Origin of the sequence: Oceanispirochaeta sp. M1, assembly GCF_003346715.1 — a bacterium.
Lineage (GTDB): Bacteria > Spirochaetota > Spirochaetia > DSM-2461 > DSM-2461 > Oceanispirochaeta.
In genome coordinates, this window is sequence record NZ_QQPQ01000007.1 from 150,574 (window position 1) to 165,422 (window position 14,849).

The 14,849-nt window shown below is 43.3% G+C and carries 13 protein-coding genes; 5 read left to right on the forward strand and 8 right to left on the reverse strand.

The window, feature by feature from the left end; all coding sequences use genetic code 11:
* Positions 1-30: 30 nt before the first annotated feature.
* From citF to DV872_RS06710, 5 genes are all read right to left on the reverse strand, one after another.
* Positions 31-1,587: a citrate lyase subunit alpha gene (citF, locus tag DV872_RS06690; protein ID WP_230391467.1), complete on the reverse strand. Its 1,557-nt coding sequence runs from the start codon at positions 1,585-1,587 to the stop codon at positions 31-33.
* On the reverse strand, positions 1,565-2,482 hold the full coding sequence (citE, locus tag DV872_RS06695; protein ID WP_114629082.1) for a citrate (pro-3S)-lyase subunit beta: 918 nt from the start codon (positions 2,480-2,482) through the stop codon (positions 1,565-1,567). Before citE ends, citF begins: the two co-directional genes overlap by 23 nt.
* A complete protein-coding gene (citD, locus tag DV872_RS06700; protein WP_114629083.1) occupies positions 2,479-2,775 on the reverse strand; it encodes a citrate lyase acyl carrier protein in 297 nt (98 codons plus the stop codon). The genes citE and citD overlap by 4 nt, the downstream gene beginning before the upstream one ends.
* A complete protein-coding gene (gene citC / locus DV872_RS06705) occupies positions 2,738-3,805 on the reverse strand; it encodes a [citrate (pro-3S)-lyase] ligase (RefSeq protein WP_114629084.1) in 1,068 nt (355 codons plus the stop codon). The genes citD and citC overlap by 38 nt, the downstream gene beginning before the upstream one ends.
* Positions 3,806-3,991: 186 nt before the next feature.
* Positions 3,992-5,575: a Na+/H+ antiporter NhaC family protein gene (locus tag DV872_RS06710; protein ID WP_114629085.1), complete on the reverse strand. Its 1,584-nt coding sequence runs from the start codon at positions 5,573-5,575 to the stop codon at positions 3,992-3,994.
* Between the two features lie 184 nt (positions 5,576-5,759).
* Between DV872_RS06710 and DV872_RS06715 the strand changes: the two genes are divergently transcribed.
* Positions 5,760-6,977 carry an aminoacetone oxidase family FAD-binding enzyme gene (locus DV872_RS06715; RefSeq protein ID WP_114629086.1) on the forward strand — a complete coding sequence of 406 codons (1,218 nt, stop codon included), beginning with the start codon at positions 5,760-5,762 and terminating at the stop codon, positions 6,975-6,977.
* 3 nt (positions 6,978-6,980) lie between these two features.
* On the opposite strand, the gene pyk is transcribed toward DV872_RS06715, so the two are convergent.
* Positions 6,981-8,396, reverse strand: a complete 1,416-nt coding sequence (gene pyk, locus DV872_RS06720; protein WP_114629087.1) for a pyruvate kinase — start codon at positions 8,394-8,396, stop codon at positions 6,981-6,983.
* Between the two features lie 55 nt (positions 8,397-8,451).
* Positions 8,452-9,219, reverse strand: a complete 768-nt coding sequence (gene mnmD, locus DV872_RS06725) for a tRNA (5-methylaminomethyl-2-thiouridine)(34)-methyltransferase MnmD (RefSeq protein WP_147283114.1) — start codon at positions 9,217-9,219, stop codon at positions 8,452-8,454.
* A 149-nt stretch (positions 9,220-9,368) separates the two neighbouring features.
* Between mnmD and galE the strand changes: the two genes are divergently transcribed.
* Positions 9,369-10,382 (forward strand): UDP-glucose 4-epimerase GalE, encoded by a 1,014-nt coding sequence (gene galE / locus DV872_RS06730; protein WP_114629089.1) that lies wholly within the window; start codon positions 9,369-9,371, stop codon positions 10,380-10,382.
* Between the two features lie 133 nt (positions 10,383-10,515).
* Here galE and DV872_RS06735 read toward each other — a convergent pair whose 3' ends face one another.
* Positions 10,516-11,889, reverse strand: coding sequence for a glycoside-pentoside-hexuronide (GPH):cation symporter (locus DV872_RS06735; RefSeq protein WP_114629090.1), 1,374 nt, complete (start codon positions 11,887-11,889; stop codon positions 10,516-10,518).
* Positions 11,890-12,050: 161 nt separating this feature from the next.
* Between DV872_RS06735 and DV872_RS06740 the strand changes: the two genes are divergently transcribed.
* The 3 genes from DV872_RS06740 (at position 12,051) to DV872_RS06750 (ending at position 14,842) form a co-directional block, all read left to right on the forward strand.
* The gene (locus DV872_RS06740) at positions 12,051-12,647 is read left to right on the forward strand and encodes a 4Fe-4S binding protein (protein ID WP_147283115.1); all 597 of its coding nucleotides are present in this window, start codon (positions 12,051-12,053) and stop codon (positions 12,645-12,647) included.
* A 500-nt stretch (positions 12,648-13,147) separates the two neighbouring features.
* Positions 13,148-13,918, forward strand: coding sequence for an ABC transporter permease subunit (locus DV872_RS06745; protein ID WP_199563442.1), 771 nt, complete (start codon positions 13,148-13,150; stop codon positions 13,916-13,918).
* Between the two features lie 9 nt (positions 13,919-13,927).
* Positions 13,928-14,842 carry a carbohydrate ABC transporter permease gene (locus DV872_RS06750; protein ID WP_199563443.1) on the forward strand — a complete coding sequence of 305 codons (915 nt, stop codon included), beginning with the start codon at positions 13,928-13,930 and terminating at the stop codon, positions 14,840-14,842.
* Positions 14,843-14,849 lie beyond the last annotated feature (7 nt).

Below are 14,849 nucleotides of genomic sequence, written 5' to 3' on the forward strand. Positions count from 1 at the left end.
TTATTCCCCGGGTTCGGAGGAGAGCAGGCATCAGTCCAGAGCCTTCACCTGACGTATTATATCTATAATAGTCCCGTCTCTGTATTCTACGAGTCCCACAATTCGGTCTGTAAATTCAATTGGATCCGGTTTTCCTACAAGTCTTTCCGCCTTATCCAGAAGTTCCTCCATGGTGGCGAAGGGGAGCCTTACGTCTTTGAAATGTTCAATCAGATCTTTCCGTCGTGGATTTATGGCAATCCCTCTATCGGAAACAAAAACATCCACTGATTCTCCGGGAGTAATTACTGTAAGAACATTCTTGGTCACAGTTGAAGTTCTTCCTCTAATCAGGGGAGCCACAATAATGGAGAGTCCAGATCCGACTGCCGTATCTGAATGTCCTCCTGAAGCACCCATAATGACGCCGTCGGAGCCAGTCAGTACGTTTACATTGAAGTCCAGGTCTATTTCCAGAGCACTGAGAATAACAACATTAAGTTTGTTTACGGCACATCCCTTATTCAGGGGGTTGGCATAGTAGGACGCATCAATTTCAGTATGCAGACGGTTCTGACCGATGGAACGGATTGCATCCATATCAAAACTCTGAACATCCAGAAGCCTTTTGATGTATCCGGCTTCATGCATCTTGACCATTTGACTGGTTATACCGCCGAGAGCCCAGCTGCATTTTATATCTCTCTGTTCCATATGTTCAGTCAGGAAGCGGGTTGTTGCGAGAGAGGCACCTCCTGATCCGGTCTGCATAGAGAATCCGTCTTCAAAATAGGGGGATGATGCGATAAAATCTGCGGCATTCTGGGCAATAAGCAGATCCCTTGGGTTCTTTGTTATCCTGGTTGCACCTGTACTGATTTTGTCGGGATTTCCAACAGAATCAACTTTAACAATTAAATCCACAGTATCCTGGTCAATGCTGAATGGTGTATTTGGATATTCGGTTAGATAGTCAGTGAGTAGAACAACCTTTGATGCATGTTTTGCATCAACCTTGGCATAACCAAGGGAACCGCAGGCTGATGGACCGGTATAACCGTTGGCATTTCCATATACATCACTTGAGGGGACACCTAGAAAAGCAACATCAATTTTAATCTGCCCAATTTCTATAGCTCTTGCTCGGCCTCCATGACTGTGAAAGAGTACTGGCTCTTCCATATTACCGTTTGAAATAAACTCGGCCAGTTTTCCTCTCAGACCGCTTGTAATTAGACGACAGACAGTCCCTTTTTCGATGTGCTTTATCAGTTCATCATGTGCAGGAGTAAGAGAACTGGAAGCCAGGGTCAGATCTTTAATTCCCAAATTACTTATAACATCCATGACCATGTTAAGGACAAAATCTCCTGATCTGAAATGGTGGTGAAAGCTAATAGTCATTCCATCCTGTAGTTCTGATTTCAGCACGGCCTGTTCAATAGTATCTACAAGTTTGTTCAGCCTGGGCAGCCTTCTGTTTCCTTTGTCCTGTCGTATCAGGGGAGTGTGCTTAAAGGCACCTTCAAAGGTTTTTAATTCCTCTCCGTTTATCATTGCTGGAATTTCTCTGCCGATAGAATTTTTATTCATCTTCGTCACATTCATCACAGTATGCCTCCAGTTCATTGATTCGGATACCAGTTGCCTTAGCCATTTCAAGGACTCTGCGTGCACGGTCGACAATGGGTTTATCCACCATCTTTCCATTGAGTGAAATAACACCCGAATTTTTATCTTCAGCCTCTTTTATGGCCTGAATGACCCTGATGGCATGATCGATTTCGTTGTCGCTGGGACAGTAGACTCTATGGACAGGTTGTATCTGTCTTGGTGATATGACTGATTTTCCATCAAAGCCCAGCTGTTTGATTTGCCTGACTTCATCCAGAAATCCCTCATCGTTATTAACATCTGAATAGACTGTATCCAGAGCATAGATTCCTGCAGCTCTGGCGGCTGTTAATATCTGAGAGCGGGCAAAGAGCAGCTCTATTCCTTCCGGGGATCGACTGGTTTTCATACTGGTTACAAAGTCTTCGGCTCCCAGGGCAATACCGATCAGCCGTTTGGATGATGTGGCAATCTGATAAGCATTGAGAACACCAAGAGGACCCTCGATGGCAGCCATCATTCTAATACTACCGATCTCATAACCACAGCTTTTCTCTTCAGCTTCCAGTAATCTTTCCACCTCAAGCACATCTTCTGCACTGTCTGTTTTAGGGAGTCTGATCACATCGGGTTTTACCCGGACCATGGCTTTGATGTCCTCACGGCCAAAGGGTGTATCGAGGCCATTGATACGGACAACCGTTTCAATTCCTTCATAGTTCAGAGTGTTCAGAGCATTGAATACCAGAAAGCGGGCGCTATCTTTTTCATTTAATGAGACTGAGTCTTCCAGATCGAACATAACTGAATCTGAGCGGTAGATATGTGCGTCCTTCATCATTCCTGCGTTGTTGCCAGGGACGTAGAGCATTGTTCTTCTCAGTTTCATGACAATTTCTCCCAGGGATAGGTTGCACTTCCCACAGCTCTGTAAACAGCGGCTTCAAGGCGGGCTCTTATGGTACAGTCCAAAGCACCCTTGTCTTCCAGACGTATCTTAACGTCTACAATTGAAAGGCGATCCAGAGTCTCATCCACTACTTTTAGAATCTGCTTTCCGTACTGTCTTTTTACAGTACTGTCCAGTGAGATATCCCGTCCATTGCCGTTATTACTGTCAACGGTGATCAGAACATCGCTGGACTCAAGAGAGCCTGCCAGTCCTGTCTTCATTATTTTCATTTTCTTTCTCCCTGATAATGTTCCCTATATGGGATCCTTTTTCAGAATTCAGATATTTAAAGGTGGTCATAGGAACCATCTCTTTAATTGTGTTCAGTTCTCCTTCTCCCAGGGCTTTTCTAATCTCTGTTGCACTGATTGTTCTACCGGCAGTTTTTATCCGCGGTATTTCAAAGACTTTGATGCCCTGTGAAGGAAGGGTTTTTTTCATCATTTTGTTATAAAGAGATGTCACAGGACAGAATGGTTCTTCTCCCACATATCGTTTGGTAATATTCAGTTCCGGTGCAATTCGCTTTGAAAAAAGGTCAAGATCAAGAAGGGCATGACTCTCATTTAGAATTTTTTCTTCTTTCAAAAAATAGCTTGGAAAAGTTGCTCTGGAAATAATATAGTCTCGACCTTCATGGATGTAGAGATTTTGCAGATCTTCGGTGCCCTGTTTAACCATTTCGATTCTGTCTTTGAAAGGGAACACCGAAAGATCTTCCTTCAATACAAAAAGATGAACAGTCTCGTTTTCGGAGCAGGCTTTTTCAATTAGAAATCTGTGTCCCAGAGTGAATGGATTACAATTCATAACAATAGCGGCTGCTTCGGCTCCATTCTCCGGTTTTTCCATTTCAGATAAGTACTCGCTGCATCCATTCTTACTATTTTCCATCAGAATAGCATCTGGTGCAGCAGCCAGAAGAAAGAATCCCAGTTCAGAAAAAATAGATTCATTTTCAGGTTTCGTGTATAAAAAAAGTGAATTGATCCCTTCATGATAGGCTCTTAGACGAAGATAGGACATGACTCTATTTGTAAGAGCCTGTCCCTGATAATCCTCGCTGACTGCTATACACTTAAGGATCTTTCCCGAGGAGCACCCGGTAGCAATGATTTTACCGTTATCTTCAAGACAGATGGCATAGTCAATATCTTTGTCCAGTATTAGATCATGGTAGTTCAGAAACTCAATAAGAGCTTCTCTTTCAGATGTGTATTTCAGGTTCAGAGTTCTTAATTCATAGCTTTCGATAGACATAAGCGCATTTTCTCATTGCACTGTCTTAACTGTAAGTAGGAACTGATCGTCACTTTTTGTAGGACTATTCCTACAGTGCTTCCCTAAAAAAAAGACCCGCCGTAATGGGCAGGTCTTTACTTGTAATAATTGAATTAATTATCCGCTTATAATTACAGGATATTAACTGAAAATAAGATTAAAAAACTAACTGATAATATTCCCTTCTGTATCAATCTCTTTACCAAAGAATTTAACAAATATAATAATACCGGCAGCTCCTACCGTAAGGCTGATCCAGGGGGATATGCCTAATCCTGCCGGGATTGTTCCCAATACCAGTGCAAATACTGCTGCTGTTATTGCATAGGGAGCCTGGGTTGTTACATGGTCAAGGTGGTCTGCTCCGGATGCTGAAGAAGAGAGAATTGTTGTATCCGATATGGGAGAACAATGGTCTCCGAAAACGGCACCAGTCAGAACGGAACCGATACATGCAAGTATCAGGGGAGTCACATCACCGGATGCCGCAGATGCATTGGCCGCTACGGGGATAACGATGGGCATCAGGATTGAGTTGGTTCCCCATGATGTTCCTGTTGAAAAGGCAACAAACATGGCAGTAAGGAAAATCAGCGAGGGGAGGAGTATGGTGAATAATCCACCATTGCTGAAGGGAATTACATGCACAAGCCACTCGGCCAGCATCATTTCTGATATTACAGCTTTCAGTGCAAATGCAAGAGTCAGGATGATAACGGCCATAAACATGGATTTAGCTCCGTTTACCCAGGCATCAACTGCGCCGCTGAGGCTGTACTTCTTTCCGGCGATTCCCTGAATGGCAGCCGTAATGGATGAGATAAAGGCTGCCCATGTCAGAACAACAGATGCATCCGAGTCTCCAATGGAATCTCTAAATGATTTACCTGCTTCATGTCCGTTGTACCAGAGACCTACAAAGGTAACCAGGATGAATATTCCGATGGGGATTAATACTCCCCAGATAGAGCCCTTAATTCCTTCATCAGGAAGGAGTGACTTGTCATCGGTGATCATGGGAGTAGCTCCCTCTCTGTTGACCTGTCCGGTTTTTCTGGCTCTGATTTCCGCCTTCAGCATGGCACCGTAATCTCTTTTCTGTAGGATCAGAGAGAAGAGAAGTACCAGGGCAAAGAGAGAGTAGAAGCGATAGGGTATGGTCTGGAAAAAGACCAGCATGGAATTCCCTTCGATATTGAGGGCTGTCAATCCGGCGGCAATAAGGCTGAGCTCCATGGCGATCCATGTGGATATGGGTGCCATTGAAGAGACAGGAGCCGCAGCTGAGTCTACAATGTAGGACAGTTTCTCTCTTGAAATTTTCTGTTTGTCTGTGATGGGGCGCATGGTGTTACCCACAATGATGGAGTTGGCGTAATCATCAAAGAAGATAGCAATTCCCATAAGAGCCGTTGCAAGCTGTGTGGAACGGACATCCTGTGCTTTAGCAGAGATGCTTTCGGCAATAGCTTTGGTTCCGCCCATCTTTCCGATCATACCGATCATGCCCCCTACGGCAAGGAGGAAAACGATGATTCCAATATTCCAGGAATCTGCCAGTGATTTACCGACGATATAACCTGAAAATGTTTCCAGAAGACCTGTGAGGGGGTTCCAGTTATTAATAATTGTAGATCCTGCCCAAATTCCTGTTAAAAGTGACAGAAGGACCTGTTTTTTCCAGATTGCCAGGATAATGGCAACCAGAGGGGGTATCAGAGCCAAGGCTCCGTAACTGAGTTCATCCATAAAGATTAATCTCCTGATTAATTATATTGTTCGGGGAGTTTATCTGACAGTCAGTTGTCATTCAAGTTCCTGTGAGTGTTAAAATGACAAGACAGTATAAAATGTTATAATAATTGTCAGGAACTTATGCCGATTGTCTGAAAACAGCTATCTGTTTTCATCGATTGCAGAACAAGGAGATCCTATGGAATATGATCTGATTATCATTGGTGCCGGTGCTGCCGGTCTGTTTGCCGGAGCACGAGCCTCTGCGGCGGGTCTCCGCTTCTGTATTCTTGAGAGCATGAATCAGTCGGGCCTGAAACTTCTAACATCCGGATCGGGTCAATGCAATATTACCAATGCAGAAGATATCCGCTCCTACCCCGAGCGTTATGGAAAAGCTCACAAATTTGTAAAACCGGCTCTTCTTGAATGGAGTAATCAGGACCTTATCACCTTTGTAGAGAAAGAAGGGCTTCCTTGTGAAGACCGTGGAGACGGTAAGATTTTTCCTGTCAGCAGAAACAGCAGGGATGTGCGGGATCTTCTACAGAAACTTTCACAGAATGGTGAAGGGAGAATTTTCTGGAAGGATCCAGTCAGATCTATAGAGAAGAAGGGTGTTCTCTTTTATGTAAAAACCGGCAGCTCTCAATATAGCGCTCCTAAAATTCTGTTGGCTGCAGGAGGGTTGTCCTACCCCTCTACGGGTTCAACTGGTGATTCTTATATTCTGGCAGAAAGACTTGGGCACTCCATAGTCAAGCCCAGGCCCTCACTGACTCCTGTATTTATAAAGAATTTCATACTGGTAGAATCCTCAGGCTCGGCTTTTCCTGTATCCATTGATCTGTACCGGGAAGGGAAAAAGCTGCATAGCTTCATGGGAGATCTGCTTATTACTCATAAGGGATTTTCCGGTCCTGTTATCCTGAATAACAGCAGGGATATGACTCCCGGGGATGAGCTTAGAGTTTCATGGCTTCCAGACCGGGATCGTGAAGATCTTGATCAGGATATCCTGAACCGGATTCAGAATTCCGGGAAAAAATCTCTTCCCTCGGGTCTGGGTCAAAATGGGATATCTGAATCTCTGATGAAAGGGCTTCTAAAAAAGGCCGGTTTGAGTCCTGAAATGAAAATGAATCAGCTCAGTAAGAAAAATCGAATTTCTTATTTAAAGGAAATATTCAGCTCATCCTTTATTGTGGATTCCCTGGGTGGGTTTAATCAGGCCATGGTGACTGCCGGTGGAGTCTCTCTTAAGGAGATAAATCCCAGAACCATGGAATCAAAACTCTGTGAAGGGTTGTTCTTTGCTGGAGAAGTAATGGATGTGGATGGAGAAACCGGAGGCTATAACCTCCAGTTTGCATTCTCATCGGCAGCCCTGGCTGTTAAGACTATGACCGCCGAATAAGAATTATTCCCTTCCACCCAGGAACATTCCCGCTTCACCGGCTTCGATGAAGTTGGTTACTGTTGAATGGTTGGGAGAAGATCCTACAAGAACTACCAGTTCGTTATTTCCGACAATGCCTTCGTTCAGGACAGTTTTTACAGATTCACTGACCATCTCATCCAGTGTGTCCTGTGATCTCAGATGAAATGAGGTGACACCGTAGCTCAGAGCCAGCTGCCGTACGACAGTGGGGTTGGGCGACAGTGCAAGTACAGGTGTTTTTCCTCTCAAAGAGGAGAGAAGATTAGCAGAACGTCCAGTGTCTGTCTGGACTATAATAGCCTTGGCTCCCAGCGCTCTGGCTGTGGATTCAGCCGCGGTGATCATCTGAAGACGGACTGGATTGAATTTCTCAGTGTTCTTTCTCCGAACTTTACTCTTCTTCTGCGATTCACTTGCAGCGGCAATGTTGGACATCGTGGTGACAGCCTCGTAGGCATAATTTCCATAGGCTGTTTCACCTGAGAGCATTAATGCATCTGTTCCGTCTAATACAGCGTTGGCCACATCACTGACCTCGGCTCTGGTAGGACGGGGATGCTCTATCATGGTATGGAGCATCTGTGTGGCTGTGATTACGATTTTGCTCCGTTTGATACACTTACGGATGATCTTTTTCTGTACCAGGGGTACTTCTTCTGCGGGAAGTTCTATTCCCAGGTCCCCTCTGGCAACCATTACACCATGACAGTGATCCAGAATCTCATTGATATTCTCAATACCCTCTGTGTTTTCAATTTTAGCAATCAGTCTGATGGGACTGTTGTATTTATCAAGAATTTTCTGAACGGCAATCAGGTCCTCTTTGTTTCTGACAAATGAGTGGGCGATAAAATCCACACCGATCTCTGCAGCAAAGTTAATATACTCAATATCCTTTTTAGTGAGAGAAGGAAGGGCAATGGGAATCTTGGGTACATTGACGCTTTTTTTATTCTTTATTTTACCAGCATTATTGGCAATACAGCGGAGCTGATCATCTTTTTTATCAATTACGATTAAAGACATGTCACCATCATCGATGAGGACTTCTGTTCCCCGTGTCACCACGTCACAGAACTTATCGTAACTTACTGAAAAATGGGGCCGATCCATCTTCACTCCCTGGGGAATGACAAAGACCTCATCACCTTCTTTCACTTCAATGGTTTCTTCAATGTCCAGTGTTCTGATTTCCGGGCCCTTTGTATCGATCAGAATCGCGGCTCTGTCAGAGACCTCTCTGATTCTGCCTATTATCTGTTCTGTTTCATCGGGAGTCTGGTGAGCTGTGTTCAACCGGAAGATTCCCGCTCCGGCTTTATAGAGCTTCTTAATAAATTGTAAATCATTGTGTATCCCGATAGTGGCAACGATTTTTGTCCGGTTTGTTTTCATGTTTTTTTCCTATATATAATTAGTTCGATACTTTTACAGGGAATTCCTTATTATTTCAAGACTTAAGTCCCTGAATCATGTGCCTTTTTGCTCCAAATCCTTTTTTTCTCTTAATGAAGAAGCCTGCTTCCCTTAATGCCCTTTTTACCATACCGGAAGCTGTGAAACTGGCCAGTGTTCCACCTATTGCCGTATTTTCGTATACAGACTTCATTATTCCCGGGGACCAGATCTCCGGATTCTTATCCGGGCTGTGTCCATCAAGAAACCAGGCATTTACATGAGCCTCAGATTTTTCACTGCTCCATGTTAAAGCATCGCCGTTGTACAGCTTGAAATCAACCTCAACTCCGGGAAAAGACCATGTAACATTATTCCACTCTTTATTAAGAGTAGGATAAAAGGACTCCCAGTAGGATAAATATTTAGGCAGCAATTCAGATAATCTGTCAGCAAAAGGGCTTAAGAGTTCTTGAATTCGAGTCGGATCCAGTGGGTACTTTTCGATGCTGGAATACTTAAGTCTCATTCCAGTTATTCCACTCTCTTCAATAATCTTCAGCAGAGTCAGAAAATTCAAACCAGTCCCGAAGCCGGTTTCCCCTATATGAAGACCCTCGACGTCCCTGATTCTGTTCTTGAGATCATTTCCGTCAATAAATACATATTCCGATTCATCAAGACCGTCATGTCTTGAAAAATAAAGATCTCCATAATAGGGATTAATATCTGAAAGTTGTCCGGTAATAATATCCTCTCTTTTATCGAAAATTTGATTTAGTTCAATTTTATAATAATCCTTTATGCTTCTTTTTGTGCAAATTCATACATCTTTTCATGAGAAATAGGATAAAATTCTTTTTAAAAGTACACGTGTACTAGTAAAAAAGGACAATTTGAATTAAGTTAAGCTGCAAGCCCTCAAATATCGACAAAGCAGTATTGCAGCTTTGGAAAGAATAGGAGTATCAAATGGGAAAAATTCTGATCACCGGCGGTGCCGGCTATATCGCCTCACACACAAATCTGGAACTGCTTGATGCAGGATATGATATCGTCCTTGCGGATAACTTCTGCAATTCATCCATGGAGGCTGTACGCCGTGTTGAAGAGCTGAGCGGGAAAAAACTTCCAATGTATGAAGTGGACCTTAAAGATATTGATGCTCTGAGACAGGTTTTCGATAAAGAGCCTGGAATAAGCGGAGTCATTCATTTTGCTGCACTCAAGGCTGTAGGGGAATCTGTTGAAAAACCCCTGATGTACTATGAAAATAATATTACAGGTTCTTTGAACCTCTATAAAGTTATGGATGAAAAGGGAGTAAAACAGCTTGTTTTCTCCTCATCCGCCACAGTTTACGGAGATCCTGAATCGGTTCCTGTAAGAGAAGATGCCAGACTGAATGCAACCAACCCCTACGGTCAGACTAAACTGATGATGGAGCAGATCCTAATCGATGCAGCCAAGGCCAAGGGCTGGGACGTTACAATCCTCCGTTACTTCAATCCCGTAGGAGCTCACCCTTCAGGACGGATCGGAGAAGATCCCGAGTACCCCAACAACCTTCTTCCCTTTGTCTCTCAGGTTGCCGCTGGTGTTCGTGAAAAGGTTATGGTGTTCGGAAATGACTGGCCCACTCCTGACGGAACAGGCGTTCGTGACTATATACATGTTGTGGACCTGGCCAAAGCACATGTTAAAGCACTGGACAAACTGAAAGTTAATAAAGGCGTGTCCATCTATAATGTGGGTACGGGTAAGGGATTCTCTGTTCTGGAAATGATCAAGGCTTTTGAAGATGTCTGCGGTCATGCTATTGCCTGGGAATTCGGACCCCGTCGGGCCGGTGATATCGCCACAGTTTACGGTGACCCTGCCTATGCAGAAAAAGAGCTGGAATGGAAAGCCGAATCAGGGCTGCAGGAAATGGTCGCTTCCGCCTGGAAATGGCAGAGTGATAATCCCAAGGGATATAAAAGCTGATTTCCTTTTCTTTATATAGATAGACTTCCCTGTTTGAGGGATCCTATCTATATAGCTTCTTTCCCTTTTCAGCCGCAGCCGGTCATTCTGTCATCTTTGGGCCATTCACAGATAATGAATTCAAGGAAAGCGATCATGTTTCCAGAATCAGATCACCTCTTCTTTTAAGGTCTTCAACCATTGTGGAATAGAAATCCGCATCAATCCTGTACCATTTTCTATAGACCAGATATCCTGCTGTAATTAGCAGGGGAGGGATGCCAAGCATCGCGATTTTCATCATCAACAGCCCCTGACTTGTAACATCTGCGGCGCTTTGAGCCTCATTTATTCCGGAAAGTATAACAACAGCACCCACAATACCACCGCCAACGGCTCCTCCCATCTTGTTGATAAAGGGCTGTAAGGCAAAAGTAACACTTTCATTACGTCTGCCCAGTTTCCATTGACCGTATTCAATGGTGTCAGCAAGGAACATCAGCATAAGAATTTGAATAAAGGCCTGACCAAGGAAGAGAAGGATTCCGGCAGTACCGATATAAATCATATTCATAGGACTGAAGAAGAAGATCAGATAACCCAGCAGTACCAGAGCCGTCGCGGCTGTATAAAGGGTTCTTCTGCTGTACAGTTTTGAAAAGAAGGGGAAGACTGACAGTGCCAGAATCTGGGATACACCCAGAACCAGGGCGAAAAGGGCATACATCCCTTCATCTCCATAGGCATACTTGAAAAAATAGAGACCGAAACTTGTGGTTGTTACATAGCCGATCATAAAAAGAACCATGGCAATTGTAGTAAATAGAAGCTGGTCATTTCCGAAGATGATGTGAACCAGGTCCTTCATTGTTGTGTTAGATTCTTTCTTGAATTGAGTTCTGTTTTCCTTTACACCGAAAAGGGTAATGGACTGTCCCAGGATGAGTATAACAACAATTCCCATGGTGAGAATCCCATACGCTTTTGTCATGTTGCCGGTCGTTTTACTGAGAGCTTCTGTTATGGGGACAATACCGGCTACTACCGCAAACAATCCGATGTTTGCACAGATTTTTGCAAAGGAGCCTATTTTTTCACGTCCTTTCTGATCCATAGACAGGGAAGGAAGCATAGACCAATAGGCTATGTCATTCATGGTGAAAGTAATTCCAAAGAACAGGTAGGCAATTGCAAAGACAATGATAAAGGGAGTTCCACGGAATCCGAAATCAGTGAATAGGATAATTGTGAAAAAACCGGAACCCAGAGCTCCCGCTGTGATCCAGGGTTTGAACTTACCCCATTTAGTGCTTGTATTATCAACAAGCACTCCCATAAAGGGATCATTGACGGCATCAAAAATTCTTGCGAACAGGATTACTCCTGTTACCCACCACATGGTACTGTCAGGCAGCTGCAGGATATCTGTCAGGAAGTAGATCAGGTACATGGTTATCATGGTGTACTGCATGTCTCTGCCGATTGTTCCCAGACCGAAGCAGTAGTGATTGCGGGTTTCGTTTGTCATCGTTTTTTTTAACTCTCTTTTTTTGTGAGGTTTCAGATCTTCAATTATTCAGAAAGGCAAAGTGATAGTGTGGCCATCATTATAAGGGTGTTATTCTCAGGAGGCAAGGTTTTAATTTTAGGATTCTTGACTGAGTGGCATATTTGATGTATATATCAAATATGGAATATATAAAAACAAAGATATCTCAAAAGACTTCTTCTGCCCTCTTTCTGATAACAATTCTGTACTTTATTACAGGTTTTATAAATATCACCCTGGCAATGCTGGCTCTGATTTGTATGGCTTTGCCTTTTATTTTTGTTTTCAAAGACAGGAAACAAACCTGGTGTCGCGGGGTCTGTCCCCGGGCGGATTTACTCTCCCGAATAGGGAAGCGATTCGGTGCCGGAAATAAAGCACCCCGCTGGTTGCTGGGAGCCAAGGCTAAAAGAGGAGTTCTAACATACTTCTGTATGAATCTGATGTTTATCATGGCATCCACATATGCCGTATCCCAAGGGATAATTGATCCAATTGATAAGGTTCGTTTTATGATTGTCTTTGAATTCCCCTGGAGTCTGCCTCAGCTGGTTCAGATTGCAGCTGTTTCCGATCCATTGCTGCATCTCTCTTACAGGCTGTATTCAATAATGCTTACTTCAACGGTTATCGGGGTGATTATGTCTCTGTTTTTCAAACCGAAAAGCTGGTGTGCTGTCTGCCCTGTGAATACAATGACCGCTGGGGTTCTGAAGAATCTGGATCTTAGATCATAAGGTTTTATTCCCCGTACTAACAATAAATTACCGGCAAAACAGAATGCAGTAATATCAATGTTGTTCTAACATGCCGGTTCTATAAATATGCGGTTACTAAAATCACTCCCTGGAGCATCATGAGGATACTCCAAAGAGTGATTTACTTTTCTCATATTGAATTGTCATTACAAAGGCCTTTCTGTAAATTTCTCTTGACAGATCATGAAACCGGTTACATAGTGTCTTTAGGTTGTTTTGAAACCGGTTACATAAGTTGAGTAACCATACAAGATAATTATGATTCTTCCTTAAAGAGAGGTTCTATGTCCGGTACAACTGCTTTAATAAGAAAGGCAGAAGAAAGAAAAAATGAGAAAGCCCAGAAACGCAGAAAAACGAAGAACGGGCGCGTTTTGCTGCTCATGTGTTCCCCGGCGCTCCTATTTTTCTTTGTTTTCAATTACTTACCCCTGCCCGGGATATATCTTGCTTTCGTCAGATATAACTATTTTGACGGAATGTTTAAAAGTCCCTTTGTCGGTTTAGAAAATTTCCGTTTTCTATTTATATCCGGCAAACTATGGCTGCTGACCCGAAACACAGTACTTTATAATCTTGCGTTTATCCTGAGCAGTAATTTTTTTGCAATCATGATCGCGGTTATGCTCAATGAAGTAAAAAGCCGCCTGTTTAAAAAAGTCACTCAAACAATAATGCTTTTACCCCATTTTATATCCTTTGTTATTGTTGGAGTATTTGCGTACAACATCCTGAGTTACGATTTTGGACTTCTCAATGGATTCATTAAAAAAATGGGTATGGAGCCGATTTCAGTCTATGGAATGCCTGAGCTATGGCCGGGGATTATCGTATTTGTAAATCTCTGGAAGAGTGTAGGTTACAGCACTATTGTTTATTTTGCCGCCATTACAGGTATCAATCCCGAAATATATGAAGCGGCTCATATCGATGGTGCCAACGCCTGGCAGAGAGTCCGGAGTATCACACTTCCCAACCTGAAACCCACCTTCATTATTCTGCTTCTTTTTGCTCTGGGACAGATTATGAGGGGTAATTTTCAGCTCTTCTACAATCTCGTCGGTCCTAATGCCCGTCTGTTTCCCCTGACAGATATCATTGAAACCTATGTATTCCGTTCCCTTCTTGTGAATTTCAACTTTTCCATGGGGGCTGCGGTAAGTCTGTATCAGTCAATATTCGGATTTGCTCTGGTAATGTTTTCTAACTGGGTTGTACGTCATTATGAACCCGATTATGCCCTGTTTTAGGAGTCGTACATGTCATTGTTAATGAATAATTCTGGAAAGGTCAAAACAGATTTTTCCACAGTAATATTTAAGATTATATCTGTCATTGTTATATCTCTGTTTTCTGTTGTCTGTCTTTATCCCTTTATAATTATGGTCACCGGTTCTTTGACTGCAGAGCATACCATTGTAAAATATGGTTATCGGCTGTTACCTCTGGAATGGTCTACTGAGTCATACAAACTGGTGCTGCAGAACCCTATGATCATAGGCGGGTCCTATATGGTAACCATTGTACTTACAGCCGTGGGAACAATCATCGGTCTTTTTATAACCTCTATGACCGGGTATGCATTGGTGAGAAAGGATTTTGCCTATCGCAACCATATTTCATTCTATATCTATTTCACAACACTTTTTTCGGCGGGAATCGTCCCGTTTTATATCCTCATGGTGAATACATTTCAATTGAAGGATAATTACCTTGCTGTTCTGCTGCCTCTGTTACTCAGTCCCTGGCTTGTCATTCTCATGAAAAATTTCAACCGGTCCATCCCGGAGTCCATCACTGAATCTGCCAAGATGGACGGGGCGGGTGATTTTACAATATTCCTAAAGCTGATCATGCCCATGTCTAAACCGGCAATGGCGTCTATCGGTCTATTCACCGCATTGGCCTATTGGAATGACTGGTTTTATTCCATGCTGTTTTTAAGCCCCAACGTGAAATACCGTCCCCTTCAGCTGATTCTGTATAACCTGGTTGCACAGGCCGATTTCATGAAGACCAGTGCTGCCATGATGGGGATTCCCCCTCAGGATATTCCCAGCGAGTCATTAAAACTGGCGGCTGCAGTGGTTGCCACAGGTCCGATCGTTCTCGTTTATCCCTTTATTCAGAAATATTTTATCAAAGGGATAACCATAGGAGCCGTAAAAGGCTGATTCACAG